General features: G+C 71.0%; 16 protein-coding genes. 10 read left to right on the forward strand and 6 right to left on the reverse strand.

The window, feature by feature from the left end; genetic code table 11:
• Window positions 1-8: 8 nt before the first annotated feature.
• Window positions 9-1,013: a sphingomyelin phosphodiesterase gene (sph, locus tag IE269_RS20825; RefSeq protein WP_229897976.1), complete on the reverse strand. Its 1,005-nt coding sequence runs from the start codon at window positions 1,011-1,013 to the stop codon at window positions 9-11.
• Between the two features lie 197 nt (window positions 1,014-1,210).
• Here sph and IE269_RS20830 point away from each other — a divergent pair, with 197 nt between their 5' ends.
• Window positions 1,211-2,095, forward strand: coding sequence for an oxygenase MpaB family protein (locus tag IE269_RS20830; RefSeq protein ID WP_189824545.1), 885 nt, complete (start codon window positions 1,211-1,213; stop codon window positions 2,093-2,095).
• 46 nt (window positions 2,096-2,141) lie between these two features.
• Here the strand turns inward: IE269_RS20830 and IE269_RS20835 are convergent, their stop codons facing one another.
• The gene (locus IE269_RS20835) at window positions 2,142-3,650 is read right to left on the reverse strand and encodes a M1 family metallopeptidase (protein ID WP_189824546.1); all 1,509 of its coding nucleotides are present in this window, start codon (window positions 3,648-3,650) and stop codon (window positions 2,142-2,144) included.
• A 210-nt stretch (window positions 3,651-3,860) separates the two neighbouring features.
• Between IE269_RS20835 and IE269_RS20840 the strand changes: the two genes are divergently transcribed.
• From IE269_RS20840 to IE269_RS20860, 5 genes are all read left to right on the forward strand, one after another.
• Window positions 3,861-5,858, forward strand: a complete 1,998-nt coding sequence (locus IE269_RS20840; protein WP_189824547.1) for a Xaa-Pro dipeptidyl-peptidase — start codon at window positions 3,861-3,863, stop codon at window positions 5,856-5,858.
• Window positions 5,855-7,144, forward strand: coding sequence for a M14 family metallopeptidase (locus tag IE269_RS20845; RefSeq protein ID WP_189824548.1), 1,290 nt, complete (start codon window positions 5,855-5,857; stop codon window positions 7,142-7,144). Before IE269_RS20840 ends, IE269_RS20845 begins: the two co-directional genes overlap by 4 nt.
• A 71-nt stretch (window positions 7,145-7,215) precedes the next feature.
• Window positions 7,216-8,949, forward strand: coding sequence for a BCCT family transporter (locus IE269_RS20850; protein ID WP_189824549.1), 1,734 nt, complete (start codon window positions 7,216-7,218; stop codon window positions 8,947-8,949).
• A 131-nt stretch (window positions 8,950-9,080) separates the two neighbouring features.
• Entirely contained in the window at window positions 9,081-10,121 is a 1,041-nt protein-coding gene (locus tag IE269_RS20855) for an oxidoreductase (protein WP_189824550.1), read from the forward strand.
• Between the two features lie 313 nt (window positions 10,122-10,434).
• Complete coding sequence (locus tag IE269_RS20860) at window positions 10,435-12,072, forward strand: ABC-F family ATP-binding cassette domain-containing protein (protein WP_189824551.1); 1,638 nt, start codon at window positions 10,435-10,437, stop codon at window positions 12,070-12,072.
• 199 nt (window positions 12,073-12,271) lie between these two features.
• Here the strand turns inward: IE269_RS20860 and IE269_RS20865 are convergent, their stop codons facing one another.
• Entirely contained in the window at window positions 12,272-14,695 is a 2,424-nt protein-coding gene (locus IE269_RS20865) for a Tex family protein (protein ID WP_189824552.1), read from the reverse strand.
• A gap of 156 nt (window positions 14,696-14,851) precedes the next feature.
• Window positions 14,852-15,721: an SCO6745 family protein gene (locus IE269_RS20870; protein WP_189824553.1), complete on the reverse strand. Its 870-nt coding sequence runs from the start codon at window positions 15,719-15,721 to the stop codon at window positions 14,852-14,854.
• A 431-nt stretch (window positions 15,722-16,152) separates the two neighbouring features.
• Here IE269_RS20870 and IE269_RS20880 point away from each other — a divergent pair, with 431 nt between their 5' ends.
• The gene (locus tag IE269_RS20880) at window positions 16,153-17,094 is read left to right on the forward strand and encodes a GlxA family transcriptional regulator (RefSeq protein WP_189824720.1); all 942 of its coding nucleotides are present in this window, start codon (window positions 16,153-16,155) and stop codon (window positions 17,092-17,094) included.
• A gap of 40 nt (window positions 17,095-17,134) precedes the next feature.
• Window positions 17,135-17,761, forward strand: a complete 627-nt coding sequence (locus tag IE269_RS20885) for a DJ-1/PfpI family protein (protein WP_189824554.1) — start codon at window positions 17,135-17,137, stop codon at window positions 17,759-17,761.
• A 30-nt stretch (window positions 17,762-17,791) separates the two neighbouring features.
• Here the strand turns inward: IE269_RS20885 and IE269_RS20890 are convergent, their stop codons facing one another.
• Window positions 17,792-18,550: an enoyl-CoA hydratase/isomerase family protein gene (locus IE269_RS20890; protein ID WP_189824555.1), complete on the reverse strand. Its 759-nt coding sequence runs from the start codon at window positions 18,548-18,550 to the stop codon at window positions 17,792-17,794.
• A gap of 89 nt (window positions 18,551-18,639) precedes the next feature.
• On the opposite strand from IE269_RS20890, the gene IE269_RS20895 reads away from it, so the two are divergent.
• Window positions 18,640-19,374, forward strand: a complete 735-nt coding sequence (locus tag IE269_RS20895) for an HdeD family acid-resistance protein (protein WP_189824556.1) — start codon at window positions 18,640-18,642, stop codon at window positions 19,372-19,374.
• Window positions 19,375-19,527: 153 nt separating this feature from the next.
• Window positions 19,528-20,034 carry an ATP-binding protein gene (locus tag IE269_RS20900; protein ID WP_189824721.1) on the forward strand — a complete coding sequence of 169 codons (507 nt, stop codon included), beginning with the start codon at window positions 19,528-19,530 and terminating at the stop codon, window positions 20,032-20,034.
• 30 nt (window positions 20,035-20,064) lie between these two features.
• On the opposite strand, the gene idi is transcribed toward IE269_RS20900, so the two are convergent.
• Window positions 20,065-20,670, reverse strand: a complete 606-nt coding sequence (idi, locus tag IE269_RS20905; RefSeq protein WP_189824557.1) for an isopentenyl-diphosphate Delta-isomerase — start codon at window positions 20,668-20,670, stop codon at window positions 20,065-20,067.
• Between the last annotated feature and the right edge of the window lie 128 nt (window positions 20,671-20,798).

Below are 20,798 nucleotides of genomic sequence, written 5' to 3' on the forward strand. Positions count from 1 at the left end.
CCGCTCGCTCAGCGGGCGGACGCCACCAGCGGGTAGTGGTCGCTCAGATTCGTGTACGTGTACGACTTGCCCCAGCTCGACACCGTCCACGGCGCGCTCTGCTCCTTGACGACGTCGTTGTTCCATCCGGCCGGACGGGCATGTCCCGTCCGGTGCAGGACGTAGTCCAGGTCCTCGCGCGGATCGTCCGGGTAGCGCTCCGAGGCGATCGAGTTGTCGTCCGTGTCGAAGGAGTACTTGTGGCCGGTACGGGAATCCGCCCCGTCCAGCCCCGCGTCCGCCAGCATCGAGGCGTACTCCGCACTGTGCGAGTCGACATTGAGGTCACCCGCCACCAGCACCTGCTCCGACGCCGGGATCTTCTTCGCGTCCAGGAACGCGTCCAGCTCCTTCAGCTGCGCGCTGCGCTTCGCCGCCGCCTCGCCCGCCTTGCACCCGGGGTCCGTGGACTGGAGGTGCGTACCGACCACGTGCACCTTCACACCCTTCACGTCTAGGACGACGTAGGCGAAGCCCTTGTTGGAGAACCAGTCGCTGCCGCACGCCTGCTTGTAGACGAACTGCTCCTTCCGCACGATCGGCCACTTGCTGTAGACCGTCACCCCGCCGTCCTCCGCCGAAGTCGCCGAGTACGCGCCGCCCGTGGCGTCCCAGCCGCTCTTGCTGCGGCCCACGACCGGGCTCTGGTACGGGTACTGGGCGGCCGCGTTGCGCCCCAGCGCCTCGGACGCGGAGTTGTCGAACGCCTCCTGGAGCACCACCACGTCGTGCCCCTGGAAGAAGGACGCCGCCGGAATGGCCTTCGCGCGGAAGTCCTGGCCCCAGTTGGGGTAGAGGTTCTTGCTGAAGATGAAGGCGTTGTACGACAGGACGCTCAGCGCCGGTACGTCGGCAGAGGCGCCGGACGCCGCCGGAGCCGCCGAGGCTCCCGGAGCGGCGGCCGCCAGCGTGGCCGCGGCGGCGACGGCGGTCGCGAGGGCGCGGCGGCGTGAGGAGCGAGGGTGGATCGGCACAGAGTTCTCCCGTGAAAGGTGGGGCGAGAGGTACGGCACGAGCTGGTGCCGCACATCAAACCAGGCCCGGTTACTTCCCGGTAGACAACGCGCAACCCCCACACCTCGTCACTCCCACATCTCGGCGATCCCCTCCCCTCCCGGCATACTGGATCACGCACAAACCCGGCCCCGCCCCCCCCCAGGAAGCCGTCCGCATGACCACCGCATCCGGCATACGCCCGTCCCCCCGCAAGGACCCCGCCCCGCCCCCGCCCGGCGGCATCCTCTGGTCCGTCGCGGGCGACGTCCGCGCCCTGCTGATGCTGCCCGCCGCCCTCACCATGCAGGTCGCCCACCCGGCGGTCGGCGCGGGCGTCGACGAGCACTCCGTCTTCCGCACCGACCCCTGGGGACGCGGCGAACGCTCGCTGCGGTCGGTGATGCTCTGGGTGTACGGAGGCGAAGCCGCCGCCGAGGAGGGCCGCAGGCTCCGCACCCTGCACAAGACGATCATGGGCACGGACGCGCACGGCCGGAAGTACCACGCCCTGACCCCGGCCCACTACGCGTGGGTGCACGCCACGGGCTTCCCCTGCTACCAGCACTCCCTGCGCTACCTGAACCGCCGGCCGCTCACCGCCGCCCAGGAGCGGCAGCTGTACGCCGAGTGGCTCCAGGTCGGCCGGATCCTCGGCATCCACGACCGGGACATGCCGCAGACCGTCGAGGAGTTCTGGCGGTACTACCGCAGGATGCTCGCCGAGGAGATCGAACGCACCGGTGTGGTCGAGGAGTTGACCGACCCGGGGCAGCGGGTGCCGCCGCCGGACCGGGGGCCGCTGCCCGTGCGGTGGGCGCTGCGCGCCCTGTGGCCGGTGCTGCTTCCGCCGCTGGCCGCCTTCCGGTCGTTCGTCACGGTGGGGTACATGCCGCCCGACGCGCGCGAGGCGCTCGGCCTCGCGTGGTCGGCCGCGCAGGAGCGCAGGCTGCGCCGGTTCAGCCGGGTCGTGCGCAGCGTCGTACCCCTGCTGCCGGAACGGCTGCGGTATCTGCCGATGGCGCGGCGGGCCAGGGCACAGCACCGCGCCGCCGCCCGCTGACGTACGTACGACAGCGGGCGACGGCGCGGAAGCGACGGACGGACGGTCAGTGGTCGTGGACCGTGTTCGTCTCGGCGATCTTCTTCCAGGACTTCGGCTGGACCGGCTTCGCGGCCGGGGCCTTGGCCAGACCGCGTGCGATCTTCGACTCGGCGGCGGCCGGAGCGGCCGGCTTCTCCGGCTGGTACAGCCAGGTGTCGAACAGCTCGGCGAGCGGCTTGCCGGAGACCTTCTCCGCGTACTTCACGAAGTCGGAGACCTTGGCGTTGCCGTACGCGTACTTCTTCGGCCAGCCCTTGAGGATCTCGAAGAACTTCTCGTCGCCGACCTCGTTGCGCAGCGCCTGGATGGCGAGCGCGCCCCGGTCGTAGACAGCGATGTCGAACTGCTTGTCCGCACCCGGGTCACCCGGCTTGACCTGCCAGAACGGATCCTCGGCCGAACGGGAGGAGTAGGCATAGTCGGCCAGCTCCTGTGCCGTGCCCTCGCCCTCCTTCTCCGACCACAGCCACTGGCTGTAGCGGGCGAAGCCCTCGTTGACCCAGATGTCCTTCCAGTGGTGCACGGAGACGCTGTCGCCGTACCACTGGTGGGCCAGCTCGTGCACGACCACCGAGACGTTCGCGCCGTTGGCGAACTGACGGGGGCTGTAGAACGGGCGGGTCTGCGTCTCCAGCGCGAAACCGCTGGTCACGTTGGGCACGTAACCGCCGATGGCGTTGAAGGGGTACGGGCCGAAGACGCCCTCCAGCCACTCGGTGACCTCGGTCGAGCGCTCGATGCTCGCGCGCGCCGCACCGTCGTTGTCGCCGAGGTCCTTGCTGTACGCGTTGAGGACCGGCAGCCCGGACTCGGTCTTGTCGGTGGTGATGTCGAACTTGCCGACGGCGAGCGTGGCCAGGTAGGAGGCCTGCGGCTTGTTGGAGCGCCAGTTGAAGCGGGTCCAGCCGAGCTTCGAGCTCTGCGACTGGAGCACGCCGTTGGAGATGGCCTGGTGGCCGTCCGGCACGGAGACCGAGATGTCGTACGTGGCCTTGTCCAGCGGGTGGTCGTTGCTCGGGAACCACCAGGCGGCCGAGTCCGGCTCCTGCGCGGCGACGCCGCCGTCCGGGGTACGGGCCCAGGCGGTGTACCCGCCGATCTTCACCTCGGAGGGCTTGCCCGCGTACTTCACGACGATCGAGAGGGACTTGCCCTTCTGGAGCGGCGAGGCCGGCGTGATCACCAGCTCCTGGTCGCCCTCCTTGGCGAACTTCGCGAGCTTGCCGTTCACCCGCACCTCGCTGACCGCGAGCCCCAGGTCCAGGTTGAAGCGCGACAGGTCCTGCTTGGCGGTCGCGTTCAGCGTCGCCGTGCCCTCCAGGAGGTCCGTCTTCGGCTGGTACTTCAGCCGCAGGTCGTAGTGCGACACGTCGTAACCGCCGTTGCCGCTGGCCGGGTAGTAGGGGTCGCCGATCCCCGGAGCGCCGGGGGAGAAGGAGGCGGCCGATGCCGGGATCGCCAGCAGCATGGTGGCCGCGGCGAGAACGCCCGGGGCGATGTATCTGCGGTGCACGAGTGCTCCAAGTGGTCAGTGGGTGCGACGTATTGGCACTCTATTCAGCCCCTCGGCCACCAGTCATGTCCATGGTCGCTCCTGTCATGCGTCGTCACACGATTGCCATACGGCCGACATGACCGCTCGCACCCCATTTGCCGCCAGAGACCTTCACCGTCTCTCTACTGCCCTCTTTTGCACGGGAGTTGACCGGGTTACCGTCCGGCCATGCCGATACCAGCGCGGGCCCGGCGCCCGAGACGAAGCACCCTCGTCCCCCTGACCGTGGCCGCGATGACGGCCGTCCTGCTGGGCCCCACCGGGTCCGCGCAGGGCGCCGACGCACCCGCTGCCGCGGGCCGCCCCACCGAGAGCAAACCGGTCTACGACTACGACAAGGCCGTCCGCGAATCGGTCTGGGTCGACACCCGCATCGACAGCGACAAGGACGGAAAGACCGACCGGGTCGCCGTGGACATCGTCCGCCCCCGCGAACTCGACGGCACCGGCCGCCGCGTACCCGTCATCATGGACGCCAGCCCGTACTACCGCTGCTGCGGGCGCGGCAACGAGAGCCAGAAGAAGACCTACGACGCCGACGGCAAGCCCCTCCAGCTGCCGCTGTTCTACGACAACTACTTCGTGCCGCGCGGCTACGGCTACGTCGCCGTCGACTTCACCGGCACCAGCCGCTCCGACGGCTGCATCGACATCGGCGGCCGCTCCGAGATCGCCTCCGCCAAAGCCGTCATCGAATGGCTCAACGGGCGCGGCACCGGCTACACCACCCGCACCGGCACCGAGCGCACCCGCGCCTCCTGGTCCAACGGCGACACCGGCATGATCGGCAAGAGCTGGGACGGCACCATCGCCAACGGCACCGCCGCCACCGGCGTCAAGGGCCTCAAGACCATCGTGCCGATCGGCGCCATCTCTTCCTGGTACGACTACTACTTCCAGCAGGGCGCCGACCTCTACCAGGGCGGCCCCGAAGACCTCGCCGCAGGCATCGAGAACCCGGAGAACGCCGAGCGCTGCGCCCCGGTGAAGAAGTACCTCTCCGACAACGCGCCCCTCAACGGCGACCGCACCGCCATGTGGGCCGACCGCGACTTCGTCCCCGACGCGAGCAAGGTGAGGGCCAGCGTCTTCGCCGTGCACGGCCAGCAGGACCTCAACGTCCGCATGCGCAACTTCGGCACCTGGTGGGACGCCCTCGCCAAGAACGGGGTCGACCGCAAGGTGTGGCTCTCCCAGACCGGACACGTCGACCCGTTCGACTTCCGGCGCGCCGAGTGGGTCAAGACCCTGCACCGCTGGTTCGACCACGAGCTGATGGGTTACGACAACGGCATCGACCGCGAGCCCATGGCCGACATCGAGCGCGCCCCGGACAAGTGGACCACCGACAAGGTCTGGCCCCCGCGCTCCACCGACACCACCAAGATCCGCCCGAACACGGGCAGTTCGGCCGGAGTCGGCACCCTCGGCCTGAAGCCCGCCAAGCCCGGCACCAAGGAGACCTTCACCGACGACCCGGCCCTCGACGAGGATGCCTGGGCCGCCAAGATCGACACCGGCACCCCGGAGAAGGCAGGCTTCGCCACCAGGCCGCTCTCCCGCGACCTGCGCCTCTCCGGCACCGGCAAGGTCACCCTGAAGGTCACCCCCTCCACCGCCAGCGCCAACCTCAGCGCGGTCCTGGTCGACCTCGGCCCCGACACCATCCGCAACTACGCGGCCGCCGGCGAAGGCATCACCACCCTCACCGAGCGCACCTGCTGGGGCGCGAGCACCAAGACCGACAGCGCCTGCTTCAAGGAGACCAAGGCCAACACCAAGGCCGTCGACCACACCGTCTTCAGCCGCGGCTGGGCGAGCCTCGCCCACTACCGGGGCGACGGCAGGGCCCGCCCGCTGACCCCCGGCAAGACGTACGAGATCACCATCGACCTCGCCGCCTCCGACCACGTCGTCCCTGCGGGCCACCGCCTCGCCCTGATCGTCGGCGGCACCGACGCGGGCCTGGTCGAAGCCCCCGACAGCCGTCCCACCGTCGACCTCTCGCTCTCCGGTACGTCGGCGAGGCTCCCGGTCGTCGGCGGCGAGCGGGCCTTCGCGCGCGCCACCTCGGGCAACGCCCCGGCCGCCCCGCTCTCGCCGGGCGCCCGCGACTCCGTCCCGGTCCCGCAGGACCTGTCCCGGATGCCGGGGGAGGCCCGATGAGGGCCCGGCTGACCGGCACCCTGCTCGGTGCGGCGGCCCTCGCCGTCCCGATGCTGGCCGCCCCCGCACACGGGGCCGACACCGCCGGCGCGACTCCTCCCCGTACCGGATTCGAATCCTCGGGCGGCGCCCGCTGGACCACCCAGCCCGAGGAGCAGGACTTCCTGCGGGCCGTCGACCGGGCCAGCGCCCGCACCACCCTCACCACCATCGGCACCACCAAACAGGGCCGCCCGCTCCAGCTCGTACGCATCGCGGAACGCCAACACACCACCTCCACCGTGCTCCTGATCTGCAGTCAGCACGGCAACGAGCCCGCCGGACGCGAGGCGTGCCTGAGCCGGGTCCGCGACCTGGCGTACGCCACCGACCGCAGGACCCGCGACTTCCTGCGCGGTACCACCGTCCTCGTCGTGCCCACCGCCAACCCCGACGGGCGCGCCGCCAACACCCGCGGCAACTCCGACGGCGTCGACATCAACCGCGACCACATCGCGCTCGCCACCGCCGAGGGCCGCGCCATGGCCGCCGTCCTGCGCGACCGCAAGCCCGACCTCGTCTACGACCTGCACGAATACGGCTCCACGCCCAAGGTCTACGACAAGGACCTCTTCGACCTCTGGCCCCGCAACCTCAACACGGACCCCCATCTGCACGACGAGTCCCAGCGGCTCTCCGAGCGGTACGTCCGTCCCGCCGCCCACGCCTCCGGCTTCACCACCGGCACGTACGGCATCTGGACCGACCCCGTCACCGGCGAGCCCACCCAGCAGGTCGCGGGCGACGGCCAGGAGCGCATCCTGCGCAACGCCTCCGGCGTCAAGCACTCCGCGGGCCTGCTCATCGAGAGCCGCGTCGACGCCCTCACCGAGGCCGAACAGCAGGACCGGGCCCTCAACCAGCGCCGCCGGGTCACCTCGCACGCCGTCTCCCTGGACGGCGCGCTGACCTACGCGGCCGAGCGTCGCGTCCCGCTCGCCCTGTCCACCGCACGCGCCCGTTTGGCGGGCTTCGCCGACCGGGGCCCGGTCTATCTCGGCGGAGCCGACAACGACCCGGCCAAGCCGGCCGACATCCTCACCGACCCGCCCTGCGGCTACCGCCTGACGAAGGATCAGATCACGGACGTACGGGACGAACTCGCCCTGCACGGCGTCGCGTTCAGGACCACGCGCGACGGGGCGTACGTGCCCCTGCGTCAGTCCCAGCGTGCCCTGATCCCGCTCCTCCTCGACCCGGGGGCGACATACCACCTCACAAAGGGGCAACCCGACACGCGCTGTTAGCCGACCGTGACGTGCGTCACCTGTGATACCGGGTAGCGGCAGGGAATCCTCCCTACCCGAAAGGTGACCACGTGTCCCACGACGACCAGCCGTCGGGCGACGGCCGGGCAGCTTCGCCACTCATGGCGGATCTGCCCGGCAGCCCCGAGACCTCCCACCGGCCGCAGACCGACACCATCGTGTTCGGCGTCACCGCCGCACTCACCCTCGCGTTCGTGCTCTGGGGCGCCCTCGCCACCGAATCCCTGGAATCGGTGTCGACCACGCTCCTCAACGGCCTCATCCACAACGGCGGCTGGGCGTTCATACTGGCCGCCTCCTCCTTCGTCGTCTTCGCCCTGTGGCTGGCGATCAGCCGCTACGGCAAGATCACGCTGGGCGACGAGGGTGAGAAGCCCGAGTTCAAGACCGTCTCCTGGGTCGCGATGATGTTCAGCGCGGGCATGGGAATCGGCCTGATGTTCTACGGCGTCAGCGAACCCCTGGGGCACTTCTCCTCCCCGCCCCCCGGTACCGATCCCGCCAACGCGGCGGAAGCCATGCAGACCGCCATGGCCACCACCCTCTTCCACTGGACGCTGCACCCCTGGGCGATCTACGCGGTCGTCGGCCTCGCCATCGCCTACAGCACCTTCCGCCGGCGCCGCCGCCAGACCATCAGCGCGGTCTTCACCCCGCTCATCGGCGAGAAGCACGCCAACGGGGGAGTCGGCCGCTTCATCGACATCCTCGCCATCTTCGCCACCCTCTTCGGCTCGGCGGCCTCGCTCGGCCTCGGCGCACTCCAGATCGGCAGCGGAATGAAGGAGGTCGGCTGGATGGAGAAGGCCGGCACCGGCCTGCTCATCGCCGTCATCGCCGTCCTGACCGTCGCCTTCGTCGCCTCCGCGGTCTCCGGCGTCGAGAAGGGCATCCAGTGGCTGTCCAACACCAACATGGTGCTGGCCCTGCTCCTGGTGGTCTTCGTCTTCATCGCGGGCCCGACCGTCATCGTCCTGGACCTCCTCCCCACCTCCATCGGCGCCTACCTCGGCGACCTCCCGCAGCTCATCGGCCGCACCGAGGCCACCGGCGGCAAGGACGTCGCGACCTGGCTCGGCAGCTGGACGGTCTTCTACTGGGCGTGGTGGATCTCCTGGACGCCCTTCGTCGGCATGTTCATCGCCCGCATCAGCCGCGGCCGTACGATCCGCCAGTTCATCGGCGGCGTCATCCTCGTCCCCAGCACCGTGAGCCTGCTCTGGTTCGCGGTCTTCGGTGGTACGGCGATGAAGATGAAGGCCGCGGGCAACCTGCCCGACGAATCGACCCCCGAGGGTCAACTCTTCGGCCTCCTCCGCGAGTTCCCCATCGCGACGGTCACCAGCATCCTGGTCATGATCCTCGTCGGCATCTTCTTCGTCTCCGGCGCGGACGCCGCCTCCATCGTCATGGGCACGCTCTCGCAGAAGGGCTCCTTCGAACCCACCAAGATGGTCGTCGTCTTCTGGGGCGTGGTCACCGGCGCCGTCGCGGCCGTCATGCTGCTCATCGGCGACGGCGAGGACGACGCCCTGAAGGGCCTCCAGAACCTCACCATCCTGGTCGCCGCCCCCTTCGCAGTGGTCATGGTCGGCATGTGCTGGGCGCTGATGCGCGACCTGCGCAGCGATCCGCTGATCGTGCGGGGCGAGCTGGGCGTGGAGGCGGTCGAGGCGGCCGTCATCGAGGGCCACCAGAAGTACGACGGCGACTTCGAGATCCGCATCGGCCCGGGCAACGGGGAGTCGGGGGCGACGGAGGCCGAGGTGGTGGAGAAGGGCTGAGCAGGATGCGGTGCGGGGCGGGGGGGAGGCGGGCGGTTTCCGCCCGGCGCCCCGCACCGGTCCGGGGCCGGGGAATCACCGAATTCCGCGACCCCCGCACACATTCACCGCCCACGGGGAATACTCACCCCATGCCTGCCGCGCACGCGACCTTCGGACTGGCCCCCGCCGTCCGGACCGGAGGAGTCCTGGCCAACGGGGTCCACCAACTCCACCGCGACTTCATGGACTTCGTCGTCGACGGCCACCCCCTCCTCCACCAGCTCTCGGACCTGGACGCCGTCTCGCCCCTCGCCTCCGACGTCCCACCGGCGATCTTCGTCACGCACGTCCGCAGACTCCTCCTGGAAGCCGCGCCGCCGCTCCCCGACAACCGGTACGTGATCTACGGCTGCCCGGAGTGCGAGGGCCTCGAATGCGGGGCCGTCACGGCCGTCATAGAGCAGCAGGACACCGACATCGTCTGGCGCGACTTCGCCTGGCAGACCACCGAGACCCTCGACTTCGACCGCGACGGCTACCACGGCATCGGCCCCTTCCGTTTCGACGCCGCCCAGTACCGCGCGGAACTCTCCCGCCTCCTCCCGCCCGAGGACGCACCCGAGGGCACGGCCCCCCTCCTCCGCCGCCGCGTCCTCCTCATCGGCTCCCGCGTGGCCGTCCTGGCGAAGCTGGCCGCCGCCCTCCGTACGATCAACATCGGCGCGGAGATCGCCGCCGACGCCGACCGGGTGCCGCCGACGGAGATCCGCACCTACACGACGGTCCTCTTCGGCGCCTCGATCGCGGAGCACGAGAAGGAAGCGGTACGCGCCGCCTTCGACCGCGCGGGCGCCGAACCTGTCTACCTCGACGGCCTCACCCCGATCATCCCGGTCCTGGTCGCCCAGATCGAGAACGCCCTGGACCAGAGCCCCCCGGAGCAGCGCCGTCTGGTCCGCCTCGTCGCGGCCGACGACGAAGCGGGCGTCGAGGTCACCTCGGCCTGCCGCGTCCAGCTCTACGCGTACCGCCAGGACCGTCTGCACCGCACCCACGCCGAACTGGTCTTCGAGGACCTCCTGGAACCGGGCAAGCACCGCATCCCTCTGAACGAGAGGGCCACTCGCGGCCAGTCCTACATCGTCGCCCGCACGCTGGGCTCGGTCCTGGTCACGCCGATGGCCCGCTGACCGGCCTCCGGCCGGGTGTGGTGGGTCTCTGTCCTGTGCGGGTGCGTCGTGGCTGGTCACGCAGTTCCCCGCGCCCCTGGATGGATGCCCTCCGGCACCATCCCCCCCCGCCTGGCGGCGAAGCCGCCCCCTCCACCTCCGTAGCCCCCTTGGGCGGCGGGGTCGCCCCCGGGGGCGGGACGGGCGGGCAAGGGGGCGGCCCGCCCGATCCGGGCGCACCCCGGCACCGGTCCCCTGCCCGCACCCTCCGGTACCGGCCGAGCCCCGACGGCCACCCGCACCCCCCACCCCCTCCATTAAGATCGGCCTCCTCATGACTGCAACCCTCGTCGCCAAAGACCTCGCCGCCGGCCACGGCGACCGCACCCTGTTCTCCGGCCTCGACCTGGTCGTCGCCCCCGGCGACGTGATCGGCCTCGTCGGAGTCAACGGGGCGGGCAAGTCCACCCTCCTCCGCCTGCTCGCAGGCCTGGACACCCCCGAGTCCGGCGAGCTGCGCCTCTCCCCGCCCACCGCCACCGTCGGCCACCTCCCGCAGGAGCCCGAGCGCCGCGAGGGCGAGACCGTACGGGACTTCCTCGCCCGCCGCACCGGCGTCGCAGCCGCCCAGCTCGCCCTGGACACCGCCACCCAGGCCCTCGTCGACGGCGCCCCGGGCGCGGACGACGCGTACTCCACCAGCCTCGACCGCTGGCTCGACCTCGGCGGCGCCGACCTCGACGAACGCGCCGACGAGGTCGCCGCGTCCCTCGGCCTGACCGTCGGCCTCGACCAGCCCATGACGGGCCTCTCCGGCGGCCAGGCCGCCCGCGCGGGCCTCGCCTCCCTCCTCCTCTCCCGGTACGACGTCTTCCTCCTCGACGAGCCCACCAACGACCTCGACCTGGACGGCCTGGACCGCCTGGAGTCCTTCGTGAAGGGCCTGCGCGCGGGCACCGTGGTCATCTCCCACGACCGTGAGTTCCTCACCCGTACGGTCACCAAGGTCCTCGAACTGGACCTCGCCCAGCAGCAGATCAAGCTGTACGGGGGCGGGTACGCGGCCTACTTGGAGGAGCGCGATACGGCCCGCCGGCACGCCCGCGAGGAGTACGACGAGTACGCCGACAAGAAGGCGTCCCTCGAAGGCCGGGCCCAGATGCAGCGCGGCTGGATGGACAAGGGCGTGCGCAACGCGCGCCGCAAGTCCACCGACGGCGACAAGCTGGGCCGCAACATGCGCAGCGAGGCCAGCGAGAAGCAGGCCGCGAAGGCCCGCCAGACGCAGCGCATGATCGAACGTCTCGACGTGGTCGAGGAGCCCCGCAAGGAGTGGGAGCTGCGCATGGAAATCGCGTCGGCCCCGCGCTCCGGTGCGGTCGTGTCGACGATGCGTCAGGCGACCGTCCGCCGGGGCGACTTCACCTTCGGCCCGGTCTCCCTCCAGATCGACTGGGCCGACCGCGTCGCCATCACGGGCGCCAACGGCTCAGGAAAATCAACCCTGTTGGCCGCCATGCTCGGCCGTCTGCCCGTCGACTCGGGGGACTCCACCCTCGGCCCTGGCGTCGTCGTCGGCGAGGTCGACCAGGCCCGTGGCCTCTTCTACGGTGCGGAGACGCTCCTGGACGCCTTCTCCGCCGCCGTCCCGGAGACCGAACCGGCCGAAGTCCGCACGCTGCTCGCCAAGTTCGGCCTGAAGGCCGACCATGTGATGCGCCCGGCCACGACCCTCTCCCCGGGCGAACGCACCCGCGCGGCCCTCGCACTCCTCCAGGGCCGTGGCGTCAACCTCCTCGTCCTCGACGAGCCGACGAACCACCTCGACCTCCCCGCCATCGAACAACTGGAGTCCGCCCTCGACTCCTACGAGGGAACCCTCCTCCTGGTCACCCACGACCGCCGCATGCTGGACGCGGTCCACATCACCCGCCGCATCCAGGTGACATCCGGCCAGACCACAGAAGCCTGACCCCTCCCCGCGCCCCTTCAGGGGCGCGGGGAACTGCGCGACCAGCCACGACACACCCGCACGGAACAGAGACCCCCCCATTGCCCCGCGGGTTTAGGTGAAGGGGCGGGGCCGGGGCGAAAACCGGGGGGTCCGGGGGCAGAGCCCCCGGCAGGAACAGCAACCACCCACCACCCCGCACCCCAGCCCCCCGGAGCCTTCAGCCCCGCTTCCCCTTGTCCACCAACCCCGCCTTCCTCAACGCATCCGCCATCGCACTGTTGGCCGGCGCCGGAGCCGACGAGGACCGCCCGCCACCCTGGCCCCCCTGCCCGCGCTGGCGCGAACCACCACGCCCCGCATCACCACCCCGCCGCTGCTGCGGCGCCCTCCGGTCCGAACCGGAGCCGGAGCCGGAGCCAGAACCAGAGCCCCCCGCGCCACGCGGCGAAGACGATGCCGCCCCCACCTCGTCCTCCAACCTCAGCGTCAGCGAAATCCGCTTCCGCGGAATATCGACGTCCATCACCTTCACCCGCACCACATCCCCCGGCTTGACCACATCCCGAGGATCCTTCACGAAGTTCTTCGACAGCGCCGACACATGCACCAACCCGTCCTGGTGCACCCCGACATCCACAAAGGCCCCGAATGCCGCCACATTCGTGACGACCCCCTCCAGGATCATCCCCGGAGTCAGATCGCCGATCTTCTCGACGCCCTCCTTGAAGGTGGCCGTCTTGAACGCGGGCCGCGGGTCACGCCCCGGCTTCTCCAATTCCCGCAGAATGTCCGACACGGTCGGCAGCCCGAACTTCTCGTTCACGAATGCCTCCGGACGCAGCCCCCGCACCACGGCCACATTCCCGACCAGCGAGTCCACCCCCGCCGACTTCGTCATCGCCCGCACCACCGGATACGCCTCGGGGTGCACGCTCGACGCGTCCAGCGGGTCCTCCCCGTCCCGGATCCGCAGGAAGCCCGCACACTGCTCGTACGCCTTCGGACCCAGCCGTGCCACGTCCTTCAGCGCCTTCCGCGACCGGAAGGGCCCATTGGCGTCCCGGTGCGCGACGATGTTCTCCGCCAGCCCGGACCCAATGCCCGAAACCCGCGAAAGCAGCGGCGCGGACGCCGTATTGACGTCCACCCCCACCCCGTTCACACAGTCCTCGACCACCGCATCCAGCGACCGCGACAGCTTCACTTCCGACAAGTCGTGCTGGTACTGCCCGACCCCGATCGACTTGGGGTCGATCTTCACCAGTTCCGCCAGCGGATCCTGAAGCCGCCGCGCAATGGAAACGGCCCCGCGCAGCGAAACATCCATGTCCGGCAATTCCTGCGAAGCAAAAGCGGAAGCCGAATAGACAGATGCCCCCGCCTCCGAAACCATCACCTTCGTCAGCTTCAACTCAGGGTGCTTGGCGATCAGCTCACCGGCCAGTTTGTCGGTCTCCCGCGAAGCCGTCCCGTTCCCGATCGCCACGAGCTCGACCGCGTGCTCCTTCGCCAGCCGCGCCAGCTTCCCGAGCGCCTCGTCCCACCGGTTGGCGGGCACGTGCGGATGAATGACATCCGTCGCAACGACCTTGCCGGTCGCATCCACCACCGCCACCTTCACACCCGTACGGAAACCGGGGTCGAGACCCAGCGTCGCCCGCGTCCCGGCGGGCGCCGCGAGCAGCAGGTCGCGCAGGTTCGCGGCGAAGACCCGTACCGCCTCGTCCTCGGCGGCCGTGCGCAGCCGCAGTCGCAGGTCGATGCCCAGGTGCACCAGCACCCTGGTCCGCCACGCCCAACGCACCGTTTCCGCAAGCCACTTGTCGCCCGGCCGCCCCCGGTCGGAGATCCCGAACCGCCGGGCGATCATGCCCTCGTACGCGGTCGGCCCGGCGGCCTCACTCGGCTCCTCCGGCTCCAGTACGAGATCGAGCACGTCCTCCTTCTCGCCCCGCAGCATCGCCAGCACCCGGTGCGAGGGCAGCGCGGTGAAGGGCTCCGCGAAGTCGAAGTAGTCGGCGAACTTCGCGCCCGTCTCCTCCTTGCCCTCGCGCACCTTCGCGGCGAGCCGCCCGCGCGTCCACATCCGCTCGCGGACCTCGCCGATCAGGTCGGCGTCCTCCGAGAACTTCTCCGTCAGGATCGCCCGCGCGCCCTCCAGGGCGGCCGCGGCGTCCGCGACGCCCTTGTCCGCGTCCACGAACGCGGCAGCGGCGGCGAGCGGATCGACCGACGGGTCGCCCAGCAGCCCGTCCGCCAGCGGAGCCAGCCCCGCCTCCCGGGCGATCTGCGCCTTCGTACGGCGCTTGGGCTTGAAGGGGAGGTAGATGTCCTCCAGGCGCGCCTTGGTCTCGGCGCTGCGGATCCGCGCCTCCAGGGCGGCGTCCAGCTTTCCCTGCTCCCGTACGGAATCGAGGATCGCGGATCGCCGGTCCTCCAGCTCCCGCAAGTACCGCAGCCGCTCCTCCAACGTGCGCAGTTGCGCATCGTCGAGCATCTCGGTCGCTTCCTTGCGGTAGCGCGCGATGAACGGCACGGTCGAGCCGCCGTCGAGCAGCTCGACGGCGGCCTTGACCTGCCGCTCCTTGACGCCGAGTTCCTCGGCGATCCTGCTTTCGATGCTTTCGATGGACGTCGTCACGGTGTTACCGACTCGCCTTCTCCTGCGGGCAGTGCATGGTGCGCCTCACGGTGGGGTCACCGAGGGTGCACCTGCATTCTGCCGTGCGGCACCGACAAGCCGTTCACGGGCTCACACCCGGCGGGTCCCGCGCCCGCCCCCGGAACGCCCCGGACCTCAGCCCTTGCCGAGCAGCGTCTCCGGGAAAGCGCCCGCCGCAGCGGCCGTCATCAGGAAGCCGCGGCCCAGTTCGGTCAGCCGCTCCACGCCCTCCGCACCCAGGTGCTCGTACGGGGCGAGGTCGAGCCGGTCGGTGACGTCCTCGATGTCGGCCCGCAGCTGCGTACCGGCCTCCGTCAGCTCGCCCTCGGCGTCCAGGAGCCCGCGCGTCCGCAGCCGGTCGGCGGCCGCCTCCCAGTCGGCCCGCGTCCAGCCCCGGGTGCGCAGCACCCAGCGCGGGTTCATGCCCCGCCCGGTGGCGGTGTGGCTGACCAGCGCCTCCACCGGGTCCAGGCCGGCGTTCAGCAGTGCCGTGAGGTGCCCGTCGCCCCGGTGCTCGCGCAGCAGGGTCGCCGCGTGCCAGAGCGCCAGATGGGACTCATCGGGGAACGGCAGGTCGGCGTGGGCGGCGTACAGCGGCCGGGCGTGGCGGGTGCACGCCTCGGTCGCCTTCCGCGCCAGCGCGGCTGCCTCCGTCATCTCCGCCGAGCCGATCACGTCCTCGCCCAGCAGCCTGCGCAGCGCCGCGTCGGCGGCCCGCACGCGTGCCCCCAGCACGGCTTCCGGGGAGGCGGTCTCCCAGACCGCGGGGACGACCTTGGCGATCTGGTCGTAGCTGTAGTTGTAGAAGGCGGCGGCGACCACACCGGGGCCGACCGCGCCGAGCGCGGCCGCCCGTCCCACCAGGAACGGGGCCTCGTCGTCCACGATGCCGATCGCGGTGAGCTCCTTGGCGTACTCGGGCGAGAAGTAGACCGTGGAATGCAGGGAGTTGAGCGGATTGTGGCAGCGTCGCCCGGCACGCGCGGGCAGCGAGGAAGTCGTCATGCCCGCACGTTACCGACTGCTTAGTACGTCGTACAGGGCGGGCCCGGACGGCAGGAAAGGTGGGGAACTCGTCATTGCGGCCATGCCGCGCGTCGCCAACGATGAAGAACATGACGCCGACGACGGAGGGGAACCGGACCGTGACACAGCAACGCCGAGAGGTACTGGTCGTCCTCTTCGACGGCATGCAGAGCCTCGACGTCACGGGCCCGGTCGAGGTCTTCGCCGGCGCCGCGCTGGCCTCCGGCACCCCGTACGACATCCGCACCGCCTCCCTCGACGGCCACCCCGTCCGTACCAGCAGCGGCCTCACCCTCCTCCCCGACCTCCCCCTCCCGAACCTGGCCCCCACCCCTTCAAGCGACACCTCTTCCGCCCCCTCGGGCTCCGCCCCCTCCACCACCCCCGCCCCCTCGGGCTCCGTAGCCCCCTTGGGCGGCGGGGCCGCCCCCCGGGGTCGAGGGGGGTACCCCCTGCTCGAGCGAAGCCGAGAGCTTGGGGGAGGGCGGGCAAGGGGGCGGCCCGCCCGATCCGGGCCCACCCCGCCTCCGGCCCTCTCGCCCCCGGCCGCACCCGAAGGCCCTACCCCACCCCCGTCCCCGTACACCACCCCCCACACCACCCTCCTCGTCCCCGGCGGCCCCGGCACCGAGACCCTCGACCCCCGCCTCACCACCTGGCTCCGCCGGAACGCCCCCCACACCACCCGCCTCGTTTCCGTGTGCAGCGGCGCCCTCTACCTCGCCGCCGCCGGCCTCCTGGACGGGCACCGCGTCGCCACCCACTGGCACGTCGCCGCCCGCCTGGCCCGCACCCACCCGAAGGTGGACGTCGACCCCGACGCCGTCTACGTCCGCGACGGCCGCCTCGCCACCTCCGCCGGAGTCACCGCCGGAATCGACCTCGCGCTCGCCCTCGTCGAGGAGGACCACGGCCGCGACGTCGCCCTGACCGTCGCCCGTCACCTCGTCGTCTTCCTGCGCCGCCCGGGCAACCAGGCCCAGTTCAGCGCCCAGCTCTCCGCCCAGACGGCCCAGCGCGCGCCCCTGCGCGACGTACAGCAGTACATATCCGAACACCCCGACGCCGACCTCTCCGTCGAGACCCTCGCCGCCCGCGCGCAGCTCTCGCCCCGGCATTTCGCCCGCGCCTTCCACGCCGAGACGGGCACCACCCCCGGCCGCTACGTGGACCGCGTACGCCTCGAACACGCCCGCCGCCTCCTGGAGGACGGCCCCGACGGCATCGCGTGCGTGTCCCGCGCCTGCGGCTACGGCACCCCCGAGGCGATGCGCCGCGCCTTCGTCAAGGCCCTCGGCACGGCCCCCGCCGAATACCGCCGCCGCTTCCGCAGCACGGCCCCCACCGCCTGACGCTCCTTCACCACCCCATCCCGGAAAGGCATTCACAGCCATGCAGATCGCCATCGCCCTGTACGAGAACTTCACCGCGCTGGACGCCATCGGCCCCTACGAGACCCTCGGCAACATCCCCGGCGCGGAGACCGTCCTCGTCGCCGAGCAGGCCGGCCCGGTCCGCAACGACCGGGGCGACCTCTCCGTCGTCGCCACCAAGTCCTTCGCCGAGGTCACCCGCCCCGACATCGTCGTGGTCCCCGGCGGCCCCGACGCGACGAACCAGACCGAGAACAAGCCGCTCCTGGACTGGCTGCGCGCCGTCGACCCCACCACGACCTGGACCACCTCCGTCTGCACGGGCGCACTGGCCCTGGCCGCCGCGGGCCTCCTGGAGAACCGCCGGGCCACCACGCACTGGCTGGCCATGGACACCCTGGAGGGGCTGGGCGCACGCCCGACGGGGGAGCGGGTCGTCTTCGACGGCAAGTACGTCACTGCCGCAGGCGTCTCCTCCGGCATCGACATGGGCCTGACCCTCGTCGGCAAGCTCCAGGGAGACATGGTCGCTCAGGTCATCCAGCTCATGACCGAGTACGACCCCCAGCCGCCCTACGACGCGGGCTCGCCGGACAAGGCCCCGGCCGAGGTGGTCGCGTACTGCCGCGCCGAGCTGACGGTCTGACGTACCGTCAAAAAGGCTGCCAGGGAAACCTTACGCGCTCCACGTGAAGCGCGGCGCCCTGCGCTCCAGGAAGGCGGCGACCCCCTCCGCGGTGTCGCCGCTTTCGCGCATCTGCTCCGCCCAGTGCTCGTCCCGGTCGGTGCGCCCGTCCGCGAACTCCTTCGCCGCCGCCTGCGTGAGCTGCGACCGCGAGACCAGAATCCGTACGAACTCGCCCACCCGCTTGGCGAGTTGCCCCTCCGGCAGCACCTCGTCCACCAGCCCGGTGCGCAGCGCCCGCCCGGTGTCGATCAACTCACCCGAAAACAACAGGTACTTGGTCGCCGACGGCCCGATCAGCGCCGCCAGCCGCCGCGTGGAGGACGCCGGGTAGACGATCCCCAGCTTCGCCGGCGTCACTCCGAACAGTGCGCCCTCCTCCGCGAACCGCAGGTCGCACGCCGCCGCGAGCTGGCTCCCGCCGCCCACGCAGTACCCCCGCACCGCCGCCAGCGTCGGCTTCGGGAAGGCGGCGAGGGCCTCCTCGGCCCGTACCGCCAGCTCCTGCGGCGTGCTCCCGGGCTCCGTGAAGTCGCGCAGGGAGGAGATGTCCGCCCCGGCGCAGAAGGTCGGCCCGTCACCCGTAAGGACCAAAGCCCGCACCTCGGGGTCGACGGCCAGCCGGCCCAGCAGTTCCGGCAGCTCGCGCCACATGTCCGCGGTCATCGCGTTGCGTTTGGCGGGATTGCTCAGCACCACTGTCGCGGTCGATTCGGTAATGGAGTGCGTCACCCGGGGAAGCCGTTGCATGGGCCGGATGCTATCCGTCGCACCCGAACCTATGATCGGGGGCATCGGGGGGCCGAGGCAGGCACGGGGGCCGACCGAGGAGCGCTCACATGGTGCGAGAGACCCGCGAGAGCAAGAAACTGAGCCGGAACTTCGGCTGGCTGGCCTTCCTCGGCGTTCTGCTGGTGATCGGCGGCCTGTTCGGACTCGTCTACACCGGCTTCGCCACCCTCACCTCGATGGTGCTCTTCGGCTGGCTGCTGCTCGTCGGCGGACTCGTCGGGCTGCTCCAGTCCGTCCAGTCGCGCGGCTCCAACTTCTTCTGGCTCGGCGTCGTCGTCGCGGCCCTCAACATTGCCGCCGGCATCGTCGTCATCCGGCACCCGGTCGTGACCGCCGAGGCCCTCACGATGTTCGCCGCGCTCCTCTTCCTCACCGGCGGACTCTTCCGGGTGGTCGGCAGCGTGGTGGTGCGCGGTCCGCAGTTCGGGTGGACCCTCGTGCAGGGCGCGTTCGGCCTGCTGCTCGGCATCCTGGTGCTCTTCGACTGGCCGCACTCCAGCCTGTACGTGCTCGGCACCTTCTTCTCGCTGGCCCTGCTCTTCGACGGGCTCGGGCTGGTCTCCATCGGCATCGGCGGCCGCCGGGTCATGACGATGGTGTCGGAGGCGATGGACTCGGACGACGCGAAGGCCGCCGAGAAGGCCGCGAAGACCCCGCCGACGCCGGAGACTCCCGAGAATCCCGAGGCCCCGCGCCCGGACCCCGCTCGGCAGCCGCCCGTACAGGCCCCGGAGCGGACCGACTTCCACAAGCCGGAAGATCAGGACCGGTCGGCGAACTGACGGTCAACCGGACGACAATCGCCTTCGACGGTTGCAGTCCCGGTCTCAATCCGTCGATTTCCGTCAAATTGTGATCAGCCCGCTGGTACGGACCGCTGTGCCCCGAACACTCGAATCGTGGTCACGACCGAGCGTGAGGGCGGGTGCCCGATGATGGAGAGCCGTGGGAGCGCCCCACCCCCGGACGGGGCCGTGGGCGCCCCACCGGGCGACGGACCGGACGACTCCGCGGAGCCGCCGCAGTCCTACGAGGGAGTCTGGCGCTTCACCGCCCCGGCCGTCGACATCTCCGTGCCCCAGGCCCGGCACGCCGTGCGCGACCTGATCCGGCGCCAGGGGGTGCCCGCGCCGGACGACCTGGTGCAGGGTCTCCTGCTGATCGTCTCCGAGCTGGTCACCAACTCCGTCAAGCACGCGGCGCTGCTCTCCCCGGAACTGGCCGTGGAGGTGGCGATCGGCGCGGAGTGGATACGGGTGTCCGTCGAGGACAGCCATCCGTACCGCCCCAGGCCCCTGGAGACGGACTACGCGCAGACCGGCGGCCGCGGGCTGCTGCTCGTACGGGAGATCGCCGCCGAGTCCGGCGGCGTCTGCGACGTCGAGCACACCGCGAGCGGCGGCAAGGTGATCTGGGCCGCCCTGCCGCTCACTCCGCGGTAGAACCCTGGAAAACCAGAACCCTGGAGGGGCCTACCAGCCCACCGCGTCGCCGGTCAGCTCCCGGATGGCCGGCCGCGCCGCGTCCAGCACCGTCATGAACCACGCCGAGAACGGGTCCTTCGCGTGCTGCTCCGCCAGCTCCTCGGGCGTCACGAACGCGGTGTCCCCGACCTCCTCCGGGTCGGGCCGCAGCGTCGACTGCACCAGCCCGACGAACAGGTGGTTGAACTCCTGCTCGACCAGCCCGGACGCCGGGTCCGGGTGGTTGTAGCGGACCGTGCCCGCCTCGGCGAGCAGCGTGGGGGAGACGCCCAGCTCCTCGTACGTCCGCCGGGCGGCCGCCGCGAAGGGGCCCTCGTTCGGGTACGGGTGGCCGCAGCAGGTGTTGGACCACACACCGGGGGAGTGGTACTTGCCGAGCGCGCGCTGCTGGAGCAGCAGCCGCCCCGTCTCGTCGAAGAGGAAGACGGAGAACGCGCGGTGCAGCTGCCCCGGGGGCTGGTGGGCGGAGAGCTTCTCCGCGGTGCCGATGGTGTTGCCGCTCTCGTCGACCAGTTCGAGGAGGATCTCGGGGGCCTCGGCGCCCGCTGATCCGTTCTGTGCGCTGTTCGCCGCAGTGGCTGGTGTGGTCGGCATAACCATCCTTCGCTTCGGTGCCCGGCTGCCAAGTCTGCCGTACAAAAGCCGCTTGTCCGTACTTCGCCCGCAGGTCGTCCGTACAGGCGGGCGAAATACGCGCCGGACAGAAAAAGAAACCTGCCCCT

Source organism: Streptomyces spiroverticillatus, assembly GCA_014650415.1.
In the GTDB taxonomy this organism is placed as follows: Bacteria; Actinomycetota; Actinomycetes; order Streptomycetales; family Streptomycetaceae; genus Streptomyces; species Streptomyces spiroverticillatus.

Excerpts from the sequence above, each read along its gene's own strand:
- idi (WP_189824557.1), bottom strand. The coding sequence starts at position 20,670 with ATGCCGACCACACCAGCCACTGCGGCGAACAGCGCACAGAACGGATCA.
- IE269_RS20860 (WP_189824551.1), top strand. The coding sequence starts at position 10,435 with ATGACTGCAACCCTCGTCGCCAAAGACCTCGCCGCCGGCCACGGCGAC.
- IE269_RS20845 (WP_189824548.1), top strand. The coding sequence starts at position 5,855 with ATGAGGGCCCGGCTGACCGGCACCCTGCTCGGTGCGGCGGCCCTCGCC.
- IE269_RS20840 (WP_189824547.1), top strand. The coding sequence starts at position 3,861 with ATGCCGATACCAGCGCGGGCCCGGCGCCCGAGACGAAGCACCCTCGTC.
- IE269_RS20890 (WP_189824555.1), bottom strand. The coding sequence starts at position 18,550 with ATGCAACGGCTTCCCCGGGTGACGCACTCCATTACCGAATCGACCGCG.
- IE269_RS20870 (WP_189824553.1), bottom strand. The coding sequence starts at position 15,721 with ATGACGACTTCCTCGCTGCCCGCGCGTGCCGGGCGACGCTGCCACAAT.
- IE269_RS20895 (WP_189824556.1), top strand. The coding sequence starts at position 18,640 with ATGGTGCGAGAGACCCGCGAGAGCAAGAAACTGAGCCGGAACTTCGGC.
- IE269_RS20885 (WP_189824554.1), top strand. The coding sequence starts at position 17,135 with ATGCAGATCGCCATCGCCCTGTACGAGAACTTCACCGCGCTGGACGCC.
- IE269_RS20900 (WP_189824721.1), top strand. The coding sequence starts at position 19,528 with ATGGAGAGCCGTGGGAGCGCCCCACCCCCGGACGGGGCCGTGGGCGCC.
- IE269_RS20830 (WP_189824545.1), top strand. The coding sequence starts at position 1,211 with ATGACCACCGCATCCGGCATACGCCCGTCCCCCCGCAAGGACCCCGCC.
- IE269_RS20855 (WP_189824550.1), top strand. The coding sequence starts at position 9,081 with ATGCCTGCCGCGCACGCGACCTTCGGACTGGCCCCCGCCGTCCGGACC.